We start from the raw sequence: 18544 nt of genomic DNA on the forward strand, positions 1-18544 counted from the left end.
CAAAGAACATGCAGAAACGACATACCGACCGGGAAAGCTACTTTGGTGAACAGTCACAGACCAGCAAGAACTATTATATCCCCTACATAAAGGAAGTCATCGGACACATCCCCGATAAAGTGCTGGAAGTGGGCTGTGGAGAGGGAGGCAATCTGCTCCCCTTTGCCGAAGCCGGTTGCCGGGTGATGGGCGTAGACATTGATGCCACGCGAATAGAACAAGCCAGAACCTTCTTCGCCCAAAGGCATCAGCAGGGACAGTTCATTGCCACCGACATTTTCCAGCTTAAGGACAAGGCTACGAATTTTCCCCTAATTCTTCTACACGATGTGATAGAGCATATCAGAGACAAAGAACGGTTCCTCTCCGGCCTACAAAAACATTTGTCTGCCGATGGAGCTATATTTGTAGGGTTTCCCGCCTGGCAAATGCCATTCGGAGGCCACCAGCAGATAGCACACAGCCGCATTGTTTCACACTTCCCTTTTCTCCACCTCCTTCCCCGCACTTTATACAAATGGATATTAAGACTATGCGGCGAGCAGGAACACGCAATTACGGAGCTACTGGATATAAAGAGCACCGGATGCACCATAGAACTGTTCAATCGTATCGCCCGGCAAGCCAACTATCAAATCATTGACCGGAGACTGTACCTTATAAACCCACATTATAAAATCAAATTCGGCTTGTCCCCACGAAGGCTCAACGGAGTTATTGCTGCTATCCCGTATATAAGAAACTTCTTTTGTACAAGTTGCTTTTACATATTAAAGAAAGGGACTAAAACTGTTAATCACTACTGATTTCCCAGCTTTAGAATTGATTCCGAACCATCAATTTAAGATTATATATTCAGAAGAAACCATTAATTTTTTGAATAGCTCTGATGAAAGAGTGGGTGTAGAAACCCTCATAAACTAAAAAATCCCCCTCGCTGCAGATGGTTGTAGCGAGGGGGATTTCAATAAAAGAGGAACTTGCACTTCTTCCCTTTTAATGTTTTTACATCGTTACTTGGTTCATTACAGCCTCGTCAGGTGTCGTTCCTATTTCATCGGCAAATAATATGTGGGTGATAGACCCTCTCGGGGTCGGAGTTTCGATTTTAATTCTTTGACCTTGGTACATCTCCGGAATATCAACCAGCTTACATCTATGGGCTTCGTTATTGCCAAAACTGACATAATAGTCTTCCCCTATTACCAGCTTTACAGGTTTACGTTGAGAGAAATGAATCGGACAAACAGAGCTATCCACTTTTATATCTATCACAAAACCAAGAGCGGATGTTACCTTAGATAGTATATCAATGCTCACATTATAAGCCCCTTTCTCTATCTTGGCTATATTAACACGATTAACACCACAAAGATTAGCCAATTCCTCTTGGGTCATATTTCTCTTCTTGCGAAGAATGGCTAACCGGTTACCAATCCGTTCACGTTCTTTCAAAATCTTCTCTGTACATTTTCCTTCGTGAATTTTCATAAATCTGTTGCAGAATTTAAAGTGTTGCCCCCACTTCTAATAGTTATTGATTTTTGAACAGACAAAAGTAGATATTAATTTTGAATTGTAGCACATTTACTACAATTATTTTTAAATGAATATAAAAGATAGAGGAAGTAGTAGAAAAAGAAATTCCCTGAATCATTGAAATTCAAGGAATTAAAAACTTATTTTCCCATTTTTCGTGGAGCTGGAGGGAATCGAACCCTCGTCCAAACGAGGAAATCATAAGCTTTCTACATGCTTATCTTTGCCTAAATTTTCGTACAGCGGCAGAACCAAAGCCATCAACCGTTGCCTTATCCTCTAAATTTTCACCCGCGCCACGAGGCTGACACGAACTATCCCCGATTTGACTGCACCACTTTATCGGAATGCTTCGGAGCAACAGCTTCCGAGTGATGTCACGTCCCAGCACCTGGTGCCGGGATTAAGCTTCAATCTACTATACTTCGATTAAGCAGCGAGAGCGTAACGAGTTTCGCCAGATAAAATTTTGAGGACTGAGATTAAAGTGCAAATCAACGACGCACTGCATGCTTACTTACCATTTCTGCCCGCTGTCAAATCCAGTCAACCCCATGACTTTGTAACAGTCTGAAATTTAAAAGATTGCGTAACTCATTGCTAAGTAGGGAGGGTGAAAAAGGGATAAATGCTACTTTATTTTTCATCCTCTACCGCTTTCTTTGGCACAAAGATACATATTCTTTTATTAGCAATCACCATATATTTACAAATATTAGCTAATACTGACTTTTCGTGATAAAAACAATAATCCTCCATACATACAATATGTGCACCCCATTGTCATCAATGTTCAAACAGCTACCAAAGCCAGTATCCGTTGACGGAATTAACCCCTGCAAGAGGGAATCTCTATCTTCTGTAATGGATATTTGCACAGAAGAGATGGGAAGTTAACGAAAAAAGTCTCTGAAGTTAACTGAAAAACCGGAAAGAATTAAGGAAGCAATCTATCCCAAACTTTGGTTTTTTCATACCCAGCCTTGGGATGTCTAAACCAAGGTTTGGTTTAGACATCCCAAGGTTGAAAAGAAAGTTCTTCCGTACAAGTAACAATTCCGCCAACAGATTCCTATTATATAAATACACCCTCGTTTAACAGATGTAGCCGTAATACTTGTATACACCGCGATTGCATCTACTTTTCAGGTTATTATAGTGTTCTCTCTTTCTTTTTAAAAGTGAATGATATGTTTCGTCTAATAATGATTTGAATTCCCCGGTAGCGTCTTGGAGGATATTTTTAGTAAGAGGAAGACCCTTCGGACAATAAAAGCCGATACTTCGGACTATTTTATCCCTTTATTTCACACATTAGCCGTATTTTTGTCAACAAAAGAAACAATAATAACCAAGAGATTTTTAGAACATATCATGAAGAACCTTATTGCCCTAACCCTGCTGCTTGGAGGAAGCACACTGCTCTGCGCACAAAAGCCTGCCAAAACACCGGCAACCTACAAGCCGGTGAAAAGTGAAATATACCGCAAAGGTTGGATAGACTTCAACAAAAACGGAGTGAAAGACGTGTACGAAGCCCCCTCCGCCCCGCTCGAAGCACGCATCGAAAACCTGCTGCAACAGATGACGCTGGACGAGAAGACCTGCCAAATGGTCACCCTCTACGGTTACAAACGTGTACTGAAAGACGACCTCCCCACCCCCGAATGGAAAGAGCTGCTCTGGAAAGACGGCATCGGCGCCATCGACGAACACCTGAACGGCTTCCAGCAATGGGGACTCCCCCCCTCGGACAATGCCTACGTCTGGCCCGCCTCGCGCCACACCTGGGCACTGAACGAGGTACAGCGGTTCTTTGTGGAAGATACCCGTCTCGGCATCCCTGTAGACTTTACCAACGAAGGCATACGCGGCGTGGAAAGCTACCGCGCCACCAACTTCCCCACCCAACTGGGACTGGGACATACCTGGAACCGTGAACTGATTCGCCAAGTAGGACTCATCACCGGACGCGAAGCCCGCATGCTGGGCTACACCAACGTCTACGCCCCCATCCTCGACGTAGGACGCGACCAGCGCTGGGGACGCTACGAGGAGGTTTACGGCGAATCTCCCTACCTCGTAGCCGAACTGGGCATCGAAATGGTGCGCGGCTTGCAGCACAACCACCAAGTGGCCGCCACCGGCAAGCACTTTGCCGCTTACAGTAACAACAAAGGCGCCCGCGAAGGCATGGCACGTGTGGACCCGCAAATGTCGCCGCGCGAAGTGGAGAACATACACATCTACCCCTTCAAACGCGTCATCCGGGAAGCTGGCATGCTGGGCGTAATGAGTTCGTACAACGATTACGACGGCATCCCCGTGCAGGGCAGCTACTACTGGCTCACCACCCGCCTGCGTAGCGAAATGGGATTCCGTGGCTACGTCGTATCCGACAGTGACGCCGTAGAATACCTCTACACCAAGCACGGCACCGCCAAAGACATGAAAGAAGCCGTCCGCCAAAGCGTGGAAGCCGGGCTGAACGTACGCTGTACCTTCCGCTCGCCCGACTCCTTCGTCCTTCCCCTCCGCAAACTGGTGAAGGAAGGCGGGCTGAGCGAAGAAGTCATTAACGACCGTGTGCGCGACATCCTCCGGGTAAAGTTCCTCATTGGTCTGTTCGATGCCCCCTACCAGACAGACCTTACCGGTGCCGACCGTGAAGTGGAAAAAGAAGAGAACGAAGCCATCGCCTTGCAGGCATCCCGCGAGTCCATCGTTCTGCTGAAGAATGCCGGTGAGCTGTTGCCCTTAGACATCAACTCCACCAAGAAGATTGCCGTCTGTGGTCCCAATGCCAACGAAGAAGGCTACGCGCTGACCCATTACGGCCCCCTTGCCGTAGAGGTGACCACTGTACTGGAAGGCATTCAAGAAAAGACAAAAGGCAAGGCAGAGGTGCTCTACACCAAAGGCTGCGACCTGGTGGACGCCCACTGGCCCGAAAGTGAAATCATAGACTATCCGCTGACCGACGACGAACAAGCCGAGATAGACAAAGCCGTAGAAAATGCCCGTCAAGCTGATGTTGCCATCGTAGTATTGGGCGGCGGACAACGCACCTGCGGCGAAAACAAATCGCGCACCAGCCTCGACCTGCCCGGTCGGCAGTTGCAACTGCTTCAAGCCATACAAGCCACGGGGAAGCCCGTCGTACTGATACTCATCAACGGACGCCCGCTCTCCATCAACTGGGCAGACAAGTTCGTCCCCGCCATCCTCGAAGCTTGGTATCCCGGCTCCAAAGGCGGAACAGCCCTGGCCGACATCCTCTTCGGCGACTACAACCCCGGTGGAAAGCTGACGGTGACCTTCCCCAAGACCGTAGGGCAAATCCCTTTCAACTTCCCCTGCAAGCCTTCTTCACAGATAGACGGCGGTAAGAATCCGGGGCCCACGGGCAACATGTCGCGCATCAACGGAGCACTGTACCCCTTCGGTTACGGCTTGAGCTACACTACCTTCGAGTACTCCGACCTCGACATCACCCCCCGAGTCATTACCCCGAACGAGTCTGCCACCGTCCGCCTGAAGGTGACCAACACCGGCAAATGCGCCGGAGATGAAGTAGTGCAACTCTATATCCGCGACGTACTGAGCAGTATCACCACCTACGAAAAGAACCTTGTAGGTTTCCAGCGCATCCACCTTGAACCGGGCGAAACCCAGGAACTGTCCTTCACCATCGACCGCAAGCACCTGGAGCTTCTGGACGCTGACATGAAATGGGTGGTGGAACCCGGCGACTTCGTGCTCATGGCCGGCGCCTCTTCCGAAGACATCCGTTTGAACGGAACGCTGACCGTAGAAGCCTACCAGACCCGTGCCAAAGCCATTGAAGCCCAAAAACCAGCAAAGCGCGTGAGCGCCAGCACCAACCCAGAGGATGCCGAAAACGTGCTCGACGAAAAAATCAATACCGTATGGCAAGGAAATAAGGGAGATTATATTACCTTTGCCTTAAAGAACGGAGCCAAGGTAGATAAAGTTGCCATCGCCTTTACACGCGACAACAACCTACCGGCAACCTTCGAAATCCAACTCTCGGGCGGTGGCGGACAGTTCCTCACCGTATATTCGGGCACCGTCAGCGAATATGGCAAGCTGATTTCCTATCCGTTCAAAGGCACTACCGCCAGCGACCTCCGCATCGTGCTGAACGATGACCGCGTCAGTATTGCCAAAGTTAAATTTTAATGTGCCAATGTGCTAATGTGCCAATGCCCCTGCGGCATATACAGCGCAGCCAATTAGCACATTAGCATATTGGCACATTTGCACATTAACACATTAGCACATTAAATTAATGAAAACACTTCTTTTCTGTATGCTCGGATTAGGTTTGACAGCATGTGGCTCTTCTCCAAAGGGCACTAACGGTGGCCAGGACGAACTTGCCATGCTGGTGGGTACTTACACGAATGGTTCAAGCAAGGGTATCTATACCTTCCGCTTTAATCAGGAGACGGGAACAGCCGTCCCGCTCAGTTCAGCGACATTGCCCAATCCCTCCTACCTCGTCCCCTCGGAAGATGGCGAATTTGTCTATGCCGTCAGTGAAATGAACGACAACACAGCAGCCCTCAGCTCCCTTGCCTTCGACCGGGAAACGGGAGAATTGCGCCTGCTGAACACCGTTCCCACCTTCGGCGCCGACCCCTGCTACGTGGCCACCAATGGCCGGGAAGTGTTGACTGCCAACTACAGCGGTGGAACCATGTCCGTCTTTCCTTTACAGAAAGACGGCACTTTGGCTCCTGCAGACACGCTCTTTCAAGGCTCTGCCACCGGTCCCGATGCCATACGGCAAGCCACTCCCCACATCCATTGCACGGTCTTTTCACCGGACGGAAAGTACATCTTCGCCACCGACTTCAGTGCCGACCGCATCCTGCGCTTTGTGATGCACCCCGACAACCCTATTCCTCATGCTTCTCTGGAAGCCGTTAACATTGAGGAGGATTCCGGCCCGCGCCACCTGACATTCAGTCCCAACGGGAAGTTTGCCTATCTCATCACCGAGTTGTCCGGCAAAGTCATCGCCTTCAGTTACGATGACGGCCGCCTGGAACAGATACAAACCATTACAGCCGACACCGTAGCCGCCCGTGGAAGTGCAGACATCCACCTCAGTCCGGACGGGAAATACCTCTATGCCAGTAATCGGCTGAAAGAAGACGGCATCGCTATCTTTGCCGTTAATCCCGAAAATGGGACCTTGACAAAGGTAGGTTATCAGCCCACCGGCATCCATCCTCGCAACTTCAACATTACACCCAACGGCAAATACTTGCTTGCCGCCTGCCGTGACAGCAATGTCATTCAGGTGTATAAACGAAACGAAGTTACCGGACTTTTAGAAGACACTCATCAGGACATTGTAGTCGACATGCCGGTTTGCGTACAATTCGTCAGCTCTGTTAATAATTTATAAAGCAATATTTAGCAAAGATAACTTCATTAACTTTGTCCCTTAGCTAAATCAGTCTAAACAAATGTAGATTATGAAAAAGAATATATTGATACTCTCAGCTCTGTTCTTGTCCACCACTGCCATAGCGCAAACAGACGTAACCACCGGTGTGATGCGTGGCAAAGACTATGGAGTAACCTATATGTTGCCCAAAACAGAAATAGAAATCGTATTGCAAACCACCAAGCATACCTACACTCCCGGAGAATTTTGCAGATATGCCGACCGCTATCTGCGTCTCAACAACGTGTCTGCCGAACCGGAAGAGTTCTGGACACTGGATAAGATAGAAACCCGTATAGCCGGTATACCGGATAAGGACAATGTCTATTTCGTCAAAATGAAAGACAAAACCGTGGCACCCCTTATGGAGCTTACTGAAGACGGGATTGTCCGCTCCATCAACATTCCGTTCAGTGACAAGCCTGCTGCCAAGATGCCCGTAGCTAAAGCCACCGAAAGCAACATTGACCCACGCAGTTTTCTGACAGAAGAAATACTGATGTCCAACTCCAGTGCCAAGATGGCCGAGCTGGTGGCCAAGGAAATATACAGCATCCGCGAAAGCAAGAATGCCATCCTGCGCGGTGAGGCAGACAATATGCCCAAGGACGGCGCCCAGCTCAAGCTGATGCTCGACAATCTGAACCAGCAGGAAACGGCCATGACGGAAATGTTCTCGGGCAAAATAAAGAAAGAACCCAAGACATTCACTATCCGGTTGACGCCTAAAGAGATGAAAGATGAAGTGGCTTTCCGTTTCTCCAAAAAGTTAGGAGTGGTAGCTAATAATGACCTTGCAGGTGAACCGTATTACATCAGTGTCACAGACCTCAAAAATCCCGATGTATCTGCCACCGAGGAAAGTAAAAAGAAAGTGGACGGTGTAGCCTATAACCTTCCGGGCAAGGCACAAGTGACATTGGTGTATAACAATAAGAAATTGTTTGATGACCAACTTCCCATTACCCAATTCGGCACCGTAGAATATCTCGCACCAGTACTGTTCAACAAGAATTCAACCATCAAAGTGCTGTTTGATACGGCAACGGGAGGATTGATAAAAGTGGATAGGGAATAAAGGAATTCTAATTCCGGATTGTCAACTGGATAAATCCATCCTTACGCAACTGCATTACGTAGGCGGTGACCCGGGGAATATAATTCTCTTCCTTCCCAAAGTGCCTGGCAAGCAGAGAGATGATTTCGCGCACGGTACGATGTCCATCTATCAGATTCCAGACAGCTGTGCCGTGTTCTTCCAGCCTCACATGGATGTCAGGAGACATCCCCTTCGGCAATAAAAAACGACGCATCCATTCGTATTTAAACCGTGGGTAGGCGAGTACGGCGCACTCACCTTCCCATTCGGTTGTTATATGTCCACAGCGGACCGGAACAGCGTCCAACAGACTTACTTTTCCTTCGGGTATTTCCATCATACGATATCCGCTTTTCCTATTATTTCTGAATATTAGGCTCTTCCAGCTTATAACCATACTTCCTGTCCGCCTTCTTCAGCAGTAGGGCCACTACAAGGGACAAGCAGGCAATACCGGTAAATATGCACATAGGCACCGTATAGTCATACATATTCGTTCCATCAGGTTTCTTACCGGATATACAATAGGCATCAAGCACCCATCCTATCAATGTAGGAATACCCCAAAGACCGATATTCTGGATAAAGAAAATCAATGCGTATGCCGTACCCAGCTGACTTACCGGGAATATCTTGGCCACAGCCGGCCACATGGCAGAAGGTACCAGCGAAAAAGCGATGCCCAAAATTATCATCAGCACAATAGCTACCAACCAATAGTTTATATCGGGAATAGCATAAATAAAATGTACACATATCAGCATGGCTGAACCCAGCAGCATGATAGATGCGGACTTGCCCCGCTTGTCAATAAAACCACCAAAGACCGGGGTCAGAATCAGCGCCCCCAATGCCGGAAGTCCGGCAAACGTACCAGCTACATTCTCATTGATACCGTATTTGATAATCATCAACTCGGAAGCAAATTTCTGGAATGGGAATACACAAGAGTAGAACAATACACACAGCAATGCTATCAGCCAGAAACCGGGATTGACCAGAATATTCTTCACATCCTTAAAGGAGAACTTCTCTTCCTCATCTTCCGTACCGGCAGCAATGGCAGCAGCTTCCATCTGTTTGTCCAGCTTCTTGTCCATCACTGTAAAGACGAAGAAAGCAATCATACCACCCAACAACAGAACCAAGCCCAACAACACCGGTGTGGAAATACCGAAAGCACGGGCCAAAGGAATGGCTACTGCATAACCGGCCTGCGAACCGATACGTGCCAAAGCAACTTGTACCCCCATAGCCGTGGCAAGCTCTTTCCCCTTAAACCACTTAGCTATGATTTTGGAAACTGTAATACCAGCGACCTCCGCTCCTACTCCAAAGATGGAATAACCGGCAAAAGCAACAAACACCCCTGTTTTATAGCCAAATATTTCATTGATTCCAAATAAAGTCGCGTCGGTACCGGCAAGTCCCGTCATTGCATAGTATTCAAGTGCTGTACCACCTACCATCAAGATAGTTGCCAGCTTTCCGGTGAAGCGGATGCCAAAGCGGTCGAGGATTAATCCTCCCCAAATCAGCATCAGGAAAAAAACATTCAGGAAACTATAACCACCGGTAAAGAATCCGAAATCAGTACTCGACCAAGCCAAGTCCGTTTCCAACATTGTCTTCAATGGCGCTACCACGTCGTTTACATAATAAGCTGCCATCATCGTGAAGGCAACAATCACCAATGCCCCCCAACGGGTAGCCTTGGAATCATTCAATTTAAGTTTGAGTTGTTCTGTCATTGCACTATTTAAATTTCAATTTATTAATCAGATTGCATAAGTTGCTGACAAAGGTAAATAAATACTTCATTAAAACGAAAAAAGGTTGACACCTTTTCAGTATCAACCTTTCTCTTATTTTTCCAAGCGGGAGTCATCCGCAATATCCTTATCTTATTCTGCTGCTGGGGCTTCTGCTGCAGGAGCAGGAGCTTCAGCCGGAGTTGTAGCTGCAGGGGCCTCCGATTGCGGAGCTTCTGTACCTACGGGCATGTTATAAGGATTAGTTTTTTCTTCTTGTTGCGCCTGTTCCAGAATCACATCACCGCCCTTACCTGTGGAAGAAGGAATAGTGTAAGCAGAAACAATACTGAAGACTACCATGACAGCTGCCAGAGTCCAAGTTGCTTTTTCCAAAAAATCCGTAGTCTTGCGCACACCCATAATTTGGTTGGATGATGAAAAGCCTGATGCCAGACCGCCTCCTTTAGAATTTTGAATCAATACAATGAAGCACATCAGCACAGATGCAATCAGCATTAAGATAACTAATAATAAATACATTTTGTTATTTTGATTTAGCGTTAATAATCAATTTCTCCAAAAATCTGATTTGGTCTGCAAAGTAAGCATTTTTTTTTGGATAATTCAAACTTAATTTTTTAATAATTTCAAGTGCCTTGTCATATCTGTGCTGTTTTATATAGATTTTGGCTAAAGTTTCCGTAAAACAGCTATCGTCCAATTCTTCCGTTACCGGCGATACGGAGCGCTCTTCCTCTTCTTCAGTCTCTTCCTCCTTCTCTACAAGAAACTCTCTTCTCGTATTCGCGACATCTGGAGACTCACTCTTTTGAATAAAGTCATCTATCAATTCATGTCCGCGCAGTTTAGGTACTTCCTGCTCATTTTCTGCATCTACACCAGGTTCTTCCTGCATTAAATAGGCCGTATAATCCACCGCATAATCCAGCTCCGTATGCTGTGAATGCTCTTCGGGAACAGTAGCCAAAAACGCATCTATCAAGGAAAGGGTACGGTCTACACTCGGCTCTTTCTCCGAATCGCCGGAAAAAAGCGACGAGACCTTCTGGGATTTCAAAGTATAGCGGTCACCCTCTATAAAGTAAAACAACACACGACGGTCTGCCACATACAACACAGCCTTGCGCAGCTCCGCGCCAAAGTTGATGTCGTGCAGCAGATAGAGGTTTTTCAGATAGAGCAAACGGAGCGACTGGAAATAAGGATAGCGTGCCACCAATGTGCGAAGCTCGTACAAAGTATCCCTATTCAGCGTCTCGGGATGCTGAATCCATTGTTGCAAATGGGTAGGCGTCATGAGTTTACCAGTTAGCTATAGTTGCATTGAAAATCTGTTCAGCAATGTCCTTCACCATCAGGGTTATCAGCTGGTCCTGCACATCGGTCAACAATTGTGAGGAATCATAGGTCTGGAAAGCCGAGAACTGCTGTTCAAAGTCCTCCTCATGGTTCGTGTTATTGGTGTAGCGCACGTTAACTGTCAGTGTCACCTTCACCTTCGAAGAGAAACCGCTGGCATCCACCGATTCATTATATTGGTTGTAACCGGTTATTTCTCCGTCTATGTCCAAGTCTCCTCCGGAGTTCACCAATTGCAGGCGAGTCTGCTGAATGAACATATCCTTCATTTTCTGATTAAACTCTGTTGCCAACGGTGCATATACATACTCTGCCCGGTTCTGGAAATCGGCAATGGAAATCGTTTTTACCTTTGTATAGTCAATAGAGCTTATCGGAGCAAGTCCCAACTTCATACTACATGAATTCACCAGAAATAACAAGCTTACCAACAAGGAAGCAAATGCCGCTTTTTTAATCCAATCCATATTCTTTTATCTTTCTGTATAACGTACGCTCAGAGATATTCAAATCCTGAGCCGCACTCTTACGCTTGCCGTGATGTTTTTCAAGCGCTTTACGTATCATTTCTTTCTCCACTTCATCCAGGGAGAGTGACTCCTCCACATATTCTTCCGTATCCTGGAAGTCATCGTCCACCGGAGTAACCGGCTTTACCGAAGGATGTATAATAGTAGGGACACTGGATGTCACCGGAGGTACCACCGCCGGAGTGACCGGCGCATAATAGGTAGATGTGGCAACCGTCGGATTGGATACCGTTCCCCTTTCAGCCATAATCTCATGCACCAGCTTTTTCAAGTCCGTTACATCCTGACGCATATCAAACAGAACCTGATAGAGAATTTCCCGTTCACTTCCGAAGCTCTTGTCCTCCTTCACTCCAAAGAAGGCAGGCAGGCGCTGCATATTGTTCTGCTCAGGCAGATAGCCCTTCAGTATGGATGCATTGATTTCACGATTGGTCTCAATGATGGATATCTGCTCGGTGATATTCTTCAACTGGCGCACATTACCCGGCCATGAGTAGCTCAGCAATACTTGCTTGCCGTCTTCCGTCAGCTGAATGGCAGGCATACGGTACTTCTCCGCAAAGTCCGAAGCAAATTTGCGGAACAGCAGCACCACGTCTTCACCGCGTTCGCGCAATGGAGGAACCTGAATAGGTACTGTGTTCAAACGGTAATACAAGTCTTCACGAAAGCGTCCGTCAGCAATGGCCTGTGTCAAGTTTACATTGGTAGCGGCAACAATACGCACATCGGTCTTTTCCACCTTAGAAGAACCTACCTTGATGAATTCACCGCTCTCAAGCACACGCAGCAAGCGTGCCTGGGTAGGCAAAGGTAATTCGCCGACTTCATCAAGGAAGATTGTTCCGCCGTTGGCTTCACCGAAATACCCCTTCCGTTCACCGATAGCCCCCGTGAATGCACCTTTTTCGTGGCCAAACAGTTCCGAATCAATCGTTCCTTCGGGAATGGCCCCACAATTCACGGCAATGTACTGTCCATGCTTGCGCCGGCTGTATTGGTGTATTATCTGCGGAAAGCTCTCCTTTCCCACACCACTCTCTCCAGTAATCAGTACAGACAAGTCGGTAGGCGCTACCTGGATAGCGATATCAATGGCACGCATCAGCGCTTCGTTATTGCCGATGATGCCAAAACGTAATTTTACTTGTTGTATTTCCGCTTTTGTCATTCTACAAATCTTCTTCTACACTATCGAGTTTCAGTTTGTCGCTATCGTCACGTTTCTCGTAATATTGCTTGCGCAGCGGATTTGCATGTGCCTCTTTCTCACGCTGGCGGTTACGGAACACATCTATAGCCACATAGATAGCCTGCCGGAACGAATCTTCAGAGGCAATTCCTTTCCCGGCGATATCGTAGGCCGTTCCATGAGCAGGCGAAGTGCGTATCACCGGCAAGCCGGCAGTATAGTTTACGCCCTCGTCCATAGCCAATGCCTTGAACGGTGCCAGCCCCTGGTCGTGATACATGGCCAGGATACCATCAAAATGGATAAAGTTATCTGAGCCCATAAACCCGTCTGCCGGATAAGGACCATAGCAAAGCATACCCTTAGCAGCCATTTCGTTGATGGCCGGAATGATAATCTCCTGCTCTTCAGTTCCCAGCAATCCACCGTCTCCTGCATGCGGATTCAGTGAAAGCACTGCAATACGCGGTGCGCCGATAGCAAAATCCTGCTTCAAGGAGCGGTTGAATATCTTCAGTTTTTCTTGTATCAGTTCTTTGGTGATGCTTCCGGCTATCTCTTTAACGGGAATATGTCCGGTCACCAATGCTACCCGGAAGTCATCTTTCATCAGAATCATAAGGGCCTTCTCGCCATCTCCCAATTTCTGCTCTATATACTCCGTATGTCCGGGGAAGGCGAACTCCTCCGACTGGATGGTGTGCTTGTTGATGGGAGCTGTGACAATCACGTCTATCATCCCCTCCTTATATTCCTCAATGGCTTTTTCCAGTGCACCAAGTGCAGCTTTACCAGCTTCAACGTCAGGTTTAGAAAACTCAACCTTTACTTCATCATCCGTACAGTTCACTACACTCAAGCGATTGGGAGCCGCTTCGGAAGCGGAGTTGACGATACTGAAGTTAGCAGGCAAGTCCAATGATTTACGATGATAAGCTGCCACTTTAGGCGAACCGTAGATAATCGGCGTACACAATTCCAGCATCACCGGGTCTGCAAACGTCTTTAAAATCACTTCATACCCTACACCATTAATGTCGCCTTGTGTAATGCCGACTCTTATTTTGTTATCTTCCATTTTTATTACTTATTATTAGTAGTATCTTTTGCGGTTACACCTACCGGAATCTCCTCACCTTCCTGCTTACTGCCGGGCAGTTTCAAGGTATAGAGCGAAGCCTCCATCTGACGTACCAGATTACGTTTCATTTTATCAGGTGAATAAATAAATATTTCAGATACAATTATACGCTGATTGGCTTTGTCCAAACGTACATGCGATACGAACGGACCACCCATGAAATCACCCTTCACACGCCACAAGCCGCGGGCCTCCAGTGCATAGTCTCCCTGCACACTGATGGGACGTACATCGGTCATCAGAGAATCCGTCGACATATACATACCTTCTTGGGCACCCGGGATATTGATTTTCATCACAGAATCGCGTTTATGAACAAAATATTCTTTAGTAAACGTATCCTTATCCGTATAAGGATAAGAGTAGATTACAAAGTTCTGATCACCGGTAGCCGCATTCGTACCTGCCCAGAAGAAGTTCTCCCCCTCCTTGGTAGATGTCAGTTCGCCCGGCACCCATACATCGCAATCGAACTGGCTTTTCACCTTCGTTGCTATATAGTCGCTATGCTTGTCCTTCAATACTGAAATCTGACGGTTCATTTCCGCATGGGTAAAGAAATCGATGATTACCTGCTTGTTCTCCTCCACAAATTTCTCGAACGAAACCTCGTCCGGCGCCTGAATAGTGAGAATAGACTGAGGAGCGGCATATACATTCCTTGCATACTTGAATTTAGGCTGGGTATAGAGATCCTTGTTCACATCGACAATAATGATATTGCGAATCAGTTTTAAAGTGGCATCATAATTGGAAGGGGCAGTATACATGATTCGGAATGAACGTTCTGACTGGGGAAGCCCCGGAACATCAGAATCAAGCACATCGAAAAGCGCCCTACCGGCAGGACGTTCCCACAAGCCGGGCTCCACCACTACCAGAACTTCATACGCACGACCGCTGGAGGTCGGAGTAAACACACCCTTTTTACCACCACCGCAGGCGGAAAAAAGTGTCAGTACGAGAACCATACTTAAATAAAACAAGTGCTTTCTCATATCTCTATCATTTTAGTTTTTCACAAAGCTACGAAGAATGCGTAATATCCTCCCTACCTAAGTTAATAATTTATATTAATTCTTCTTTATTCTCCTCCTGCTTGGCAGTGGACAACATGCCACAAGCGGCAAATATATCCTCTCCACGCGATGACCGTATAGTGGTAAACAGACCGTGAGAAGTCAGATAATCACGGAACGCAATCATGGTTTCCATATCGGCTCCCTCAAGATTCACCCCAGGTATGGCATGAAAACGAATCAGGTTAATCCGGCAGTCCAGCCCGCGTAGCAGCTTCAGAAGTTCCTTTGCATACGGTAACGAGTCATTCACTCCTTTGAAAACAATATATTCAAAAGATAGTCTGCGCTGTTTGCTAAAATCATAGTTTCTTAACAATTCTACAATCTCCGTGATGGAGAACGCCTTCTCTGCCGGCATCAGCTCGCGGCGTTGCAAAGGTATCGGCGAATGAAGGCTGATAGCCAGGTGGCAATCCGATTCCTCAATAAAACGCAGCAAGCCCTTCTTCAGTCCCACAGAAGAAAGTGTAACACGCTTGGGACTCCACGCATACCCATAAGAGGCGGTCATTATTTCCAGCGCTTTCAATACCTCGTCCAGATTATCAAGTGGTTCACCCATACCCATCATTACCACATTGGTCAGCTTGTCCCTTTCGGGCAACGAATTGATTTGGTTAATAATCTGGTTAGATGTCAGATTGGCGGTAAAACCCTGCTTGCCGGTCATGCAGAATTTACAGTTCATCTTGCAGCCCACCTGGGAGGAGACACAAAGCGTAGCCCGGTCTTCGTCGGGTATATAGACAGCTTCCACAAAATGTCCCTCGCCTGCCCGGTACAAGTATTTCACCGTACCGTCTACAGAGCGCATGGCATCTACCGGCGCTTTGGCACCTACCTCATAGATTTCTTTCAGCAATTCCCGATGCTTCAACGAAAGATTGCTCATTTCGTCTATAGAAATCACCTTCTTGTCATACAGCCAGGAAGCTATCTGCTTGGCAGAGAAACCGGGCATTCCCAGATTCTTCACCACATTCTGCAATTCAGAGAGCGTCAAGCCCAATAGAGGTCGTTTCTGCATATCGTTTTTCATTAAAACAAAACTCTTTCAAGAATGCAAAGGTAGGAATAAAGTTGCACAAAGACAACGGAGAGTGTAGAAAATGAAATGTACAGACAATGAAAAAGCCGCCCGGAAGTACCGGACGGCTTTTCAATATATTTTTTCTATTCTTAGAAGAATAAATAACGTTGGTCTTTTACGTTGGCTTTCAGATACAAGTCACTGATGAACTGGCTTGCCATGCGTGCATGCATGTTGGCCAAGTTATCCTCTTCAGTTTCCTTGTTGAATGTTTCGTTCAGTTTCTCTTTTGCATAAGGTTGCAGAACGAATACACCACCATTACCCTTGATAGGAGCACTCAGCTTGTTCACTTCGGCAATAGAAGCGTATGCGCCTACCAGAGGTTCGCTGCTACGCAATGCCGGGATATAGGCAGGAGCAGAGAAAGTAACGTGCTTTACAGAATCACTGACAGCATTTGCCATATTCTTATACTGCTCGAACGAAGTTGCATTGGCAGCCTTCATATCAGCCATAATCTTCTCTGCTTTCTTGTCACGGAGAATTTCAGCTCTCAACTGGTCTTTTACCAAAGCCAGTGGGCGATAGCCTTCAGGAACAATACTTGCAACACCTACTACCAGCATATGGTCGCTCTCGCCACATTCGTACAAACCGGAAACTTCACCGGCTTTTGCCTCAAACGCCCATTTCAAAGCATCTTTGGTACCTCTGATACCACCGATACCATGTTCAGAGCTGTACAAGTCGGCTCTATCCAGCAACTTATAACCAGCATCTTCCGCATTGGCAATCATTTTCTCTAAAGTATTGTTTGCAGCAATAAACTGGCTGAACTCATTGTATGCCTTACTGTAAGTTTCCTTACTGAATTCTACCGGACGCTTGATAACGGCTACCTTATATTTATCCTTGACAGCCTTCTTGTTGGTTACCTGCAAAATGACATTTGCCTGTCCCAACGCCAAGTTGGTCAGCTCGTTCTGTCCCAAAGTAGTGACAGCAGTAATATATTTCAAGTTGTCACCGTCAATCTGTGCGCCTTCGTAATTAGCAGAAGAAATCCAGGTAGGCTCACCGGTCTGACCGTATTTTTTCGCAACTTCAGCAAAGCTGGCACCCTCCTTAATAGCATTGTAGATGCTGTCGGCCAAAGTCTTCGTCTTTTCAGCATCTTCAGCAACCACTTGAATCTGACGGAACTCGATAGAGTCCGGCATGGCAGCAGTAGCCAATTTCTTGAAAGAGTTGAGAGTATTGTCCGATACGTTATAATAAGGTCCGAACACACCACCCACCGCAACAGAGTCCAAACGGGCAGTCACATCAGCGGGCAGAGACTTAGTAGTGTAGAACAAGTCTGTATAAGGAGTTTCGGAACCGGTAGAACGGATGAAGGTAGTATAGTCAGAAGGATTGGCAATAAGTTGCTCCGTATATTCCTCCATTTCCTTTTGGAGAGCAGCTCTGTCTTCTGCACTTGCAGTTACCTGCACATCAATAAACTTAATGTTACGGGTTTCCACATATTGCTTGAATTGCTCTTTCTTCTTATCGTAGGCAGCTTTCAAGTCAGAATCCTTGATGACAATAGTAGAATCAACAATAGAAGAATAGGGAACTGCTGCAAGCAACAGGTCTGACTGATCCACTCTTGCATCAAATGCATCCTGAGCTTCCACAGGATTGGAGAAGAGAGATTTCGTAATCAAAGCCTGATACTTTTCCTGAAGACGAGCCTGGATAAGAGACTTCTCAAGGAAAGACCAGAACTTATACATAGACTCATAATACTCTGCATAATTGGAAGGCATCTGTGCCTTGTTCATCTTGGAATAGTCTACTAGGAACTTCTTCAACATATCCTTATCGAACGCACCGGTCTGGGGATTACGGAACGGAGTCTGTTGCAGCATCGGATGCACACCGGCATCAATGATAGCCTGAACTTCCGCCTTAGATACAGACAAGCCAAGTTTCTTAGCTTCTTTTTCAATCAGTTTATTATTGACGTATGTTCTCCATACTTCATCTTTGATTCGGTTGGTTTGTTCATCGCTCAATGCACTGTTGCCACTGGAGAACTTGATAACTTCTGTATATTCTTCTACCAATGCTTGAAAATCCTGAGCGGAAATTGTCTCCCCGTTCACTTCACCAACGTCTTGTGACTGGTGTGGCTGAAGCACTTTCCACGCGTCACCTGCGATGAAAGCAAACAGCGCCAAACCAATAACAATCACCAATAAAGGTCCTTTAGACCGAATGTTTTGTAATGTTGCCATTTTAGTTAATATGATTTATTTGTT

The 18544-nt window shown here is 46.8% G+C and carries 15 protein-coding genes and 1 other RNA gene; 4 read left to right on the forward strand and 12 right to left on the reverse strand.

The window, feature by feature from the left end:
- Positions 1-8 precede the first annotated feature (8 nt).
- Positions 9-806: a bifunctional 2-polyprenyl-6-hydroxyphenol methylase/3-demethylubiquinol 3-O-methyltransferase UbiG gene (locus tag HUX74_RS16920; protein WP_057255848.1), complete on the forward strand. Its 798-nt coding sequence runs from the start codon at positions 9-11 to the stop codon at positions 804-806.
- A gap of 199 nt (positions 807-1005) precedes the next feature.
- Here the strand turns inward: HUX74_RS16920 and HUX74_RS16925 are convergent, their stop codons facing one another.
- Both HUX74_RS16925 and ssrA read right to left on the reverse strand, forming a co-directional pair.
- Positions 1006-1491: a helix-turn-helix domain-containing protein gene (locus HUX74_RS16925; RefSeq protein WP_118696432.1), complete on the reverse strand. Its 486-nt coding sequence runs from the start codon at positions 1489-1491 to the stop codon at positions 1006-1008.
- A 203-nt stretch (positions 1492-1694) separates the two neighbouring features.
- Positions 1695-2093: a transfer-messenger RNA gene (gene ssrA, locus HUX74_RS16930) on the reverse strand.
- 820 nt (positions 2094-2913) lie between these two features.
- Between ssrA and HUX74_RS16935 the strand changes: the two genes are divergently transcribed.
- The 3 genes from HUX74_RS16935 (at position 2914) to HUX74_RS16945 (ending at position 8099) form a co-directional block, all read left to right on the forward strand.
- Complete coding sequence (locus tag HUX74_RS16935; RefSeq protein WP_174647070.1) at positions 2914-5742, forward strand: glycoside hydrolase family 3 N-terminal domain-containing protein; 2829 nt, start codon at positions 2914-2916, stop codon at positions 5740-5742.
- A gap of 109 nt (positions 5743-5851) precedes the next feature.
- Positions 5852-6979, forward strand: coding sequence for a lactonase family protein (locus HUX74_RS16940; RefSeq protein WP_117600425.1), 1128 nt, complete (start codon positions 5852-5854; stop codon positions 6977-6979).
- 70 nt (positions 6980-7049) lie between these two features.
- Positions 7050-8099: a DUF4831 family protein gene (locus HUX74_RS16945; protein ID WP_138345306.1), complete on the forward strand. Its 1050-nt coding sequence runs from the start codon at positions 7050-7052 to the stop codon at positions 8097-8099.
- Positions 8100-8106: 7 nt separating this feature from the next.
- Here the strand turns inward: HUX74_RS16945 and HUX74_RS16950 are convergent, their stop codons facing one another.
- From HUX74_RS16950 to HUX74_RS16995, 10 genes are all read right to left on the reverse strand, one after another.
- Entirely contained in the window at positions 8107-8460 is a 354-nt protein-coding gene (locus tag HUX74_RS16950) for a PqqD family protein (protein WP_117600427.1), read from the reverse strand.
- Between the two features lie 19 nt (positions 8461-8479).
- Positions 8480-9871 (reverse strand): nitrate/nitrite transporter, encoded by a 1392-nt coding sequence (locus tag HUX74_RS16955; RefSeq protein WP_119961318.1) that lies wholly within the window; start codon positions 9869-9871, stop codon positions 8480-8482.
- Between the two features lie 153 nt (positions 9872-10024).
- Complete coding sequence (gene secG / locus HUX74_RS16960) at positions 10025-10414, reverse strand: preprotein translocase subunit SecG (RefSeq protein WP_009038088.1); 390 nt, start codon at positions 10412-10414, stop codon at positions 10025-10027.
- A gap of 4 nt (positions 10415-10418) precedes the next feature.
- Positions 10419-11192: a tetratricopeptide repeat protein gene (locus HUX74_RS16965; RefSeq protein WP_117964198.1), complete on the reverse strand. Its 774-nt coding sequence runs from the start codon at positions 11190-11192 to the stop codon at positions 10419-10421.
- Between the two features lie 4 nt (positions 11193-11196).
- Entirely contained in the window at positions 11197-11721 is a 525-nt protein-coding gene (locus HUX74_RS16970; protein ID WP_117600431.1) for an LptE family protein, read from the reverse strand.
- On the reverse strand, positions 11708-12958 hold the full coding sequence (locus HUX74_RS16975; RefSeq protein ID WP_117964197.1) for a sigma-54-dependent Fis family transcriptional regulator: 1251 nt from the start codon (positions 12956-12958) through the stop codon (positions 11708-11710). The genes HUX74_RS16970 and HUX74_RS16975 overlap by 14 nt, the downstream gene beginning before the upstream one ends.
- 1 nt (position 12959) lies before the next feature.
- Positions 12960-14057, reverse strand: a complete 1098-nt coding sequence (gene pdxA / locus HUX74_RS16980) for a 4-hydroxythreonine-4-phosphate dehydrogenase PdxA (RefSeq protein WP_117964196.1) — start codon at positions 14055-14057, stop codon at positions 12960-12962.
- Positions 14058-14062: 5 nt separating this feature from the next.
- Positions 14063-15118, reverse strand: coding sequence for a DUF4837 family protein (locus HUX74_RS16985; RefSeq protein ID WP_117600434.1), 1056 nt, complete (start codon positions 15116-15118; stop codon positions 14063-14065).
- 70 nt (positions 15119-15188) lie between these two features.
- Positions 15189-16229 (reverse strand): 23S rRNA (adenine(2503)-C(2))-methyltransferase RlmN, encoded by a 1041-nt coding sequence (gene rlmN / locus HUX74_RS16990; protein ID WP_117600517.1) that lies wholly within the window; start codon positions 16227-16229, stop codon positions 15189-15191.
- Positions 16230-16381: 152 nt separating this feature from the next.
- Entirely contained in the window at positions 16382-18520 is a 2139-nt protein-coding gene (locus HUX74_RS16995; RefSeq protein WP_119961319.1) for a peptidylprolyl isomerase, read from the reverse strand.
- Positions 18521-18544: the final 24 nt, after the last annotated feature.

It is taken from the genome of Bacteroides sp. Marseille-P8574 (genome assembly GCF_902825465.1).
In the GTDB taxonomy this organism is placed as follows: domain Bacteria; phylum Bacteroidota; class Bacteroidia; order Bacteroidales; family Bacteroidaceae; genus Bacteroides; species Bacteroides uniformis.

Coding starts and splice junctions, on each gene's coding strand:
- HUX74_RS16920 (WP_057255848.1), top strand. CDS start 9: ATGCAGAAACGACATACCGACCGGGAAAGCTACTTTGGTGAACAGTCA.
- HUX74_RS16925 (WP_118696432.1), bottom strand. CDS start 1,491: ATGAAAATTCACGAAGGAAAATGTACAGAGAAGATTTTGAAAGAACGT.
- HUX74_RS16935 (WP_174647070.1), top strand. CDS start 2,914: ATGAAGAACCTTATTGCCCTAACCCTGCTGCTTGGAGGAAGCACACTG.
- HUX74_RS16940 (WP_117600425.1), top strand. CDS start 5,852: ATGAAAACACTTCTTTTCTGTATGCTCGGATTAGGTTTGACAGCATGT.
- HUX74_RS16945 (WP_138345306.1), top strand. CDS start 7,050: ATGAAAAAGAATATATTGATACTCTCAGCTCTGTTCTTGTCCACCACT.
- HUX74_RS16950 (WP_117600427.1), bottom strand. CDS start 8,460: ATGATGGAAATACCCGAAGGAAAAGTAAGTCTGTTGGACGCTGTTCCG.
- HUX74_RS16955 (WP_119961318.1), bottom strand. CDS start 9,871: ATGACAGAACAACTCAAACTTAAATTGAATGATTCCAAGGCTACCCGT.
- secG (WP_009038088.1), bottom strand. CDS start 10,414: ATGTATTTATTATTAGTTATCTTAATGCTGATTGCATCTGTGCTGATG.
- HUX74_RS16965 (WP_117964198.1), bottom strand. CDS start 11,192: ATGACGCCTACCCATTTGCAACAATGGATTCAGCATCCCGAGACGCTG.
- HUX74_RS16970 (WP_117600431.1), bottom strand. CDS start 11,721: ATGGATTGGATTAAAAAAGCGGCATTTGCTTCCTTGTTGGTAAGCTTG.
- HUX74_RS16975 (WP_117964197.1), bottom strand. CDS start 12,958: ATGACAAAAGCGGAAATACAACAAGTAAAATTACGTTTTGGCATCATC.
- pdxA (WP_117964196.1), bottom strand. CDS start 14,057: ATGGAAGATAACAAAATAAGAGTCGGCATTACACAAGGCGACATTAAT.
- HUX74_RS16985 (WP_117600434.1), bottom strand. CDS start 15,118: ATGAGAAAGCACTTGTTTTATTTAAGTATGGTTCTCGTACTGACACTT.
- rlmN (WP_117600517.1), bottom strand. CDS start 16,229: ATGCAGAAACGACCTCTATTGGGCTTGACGCTCTCTGAATTGCAGAAT.
- HUX74_RS16995 (WP_119961319.1), bottom strand. CDS start 18,520: ATGGCAACATTACAAAACATTCGGTCTAAAGGACCTTTATTGGTGATT.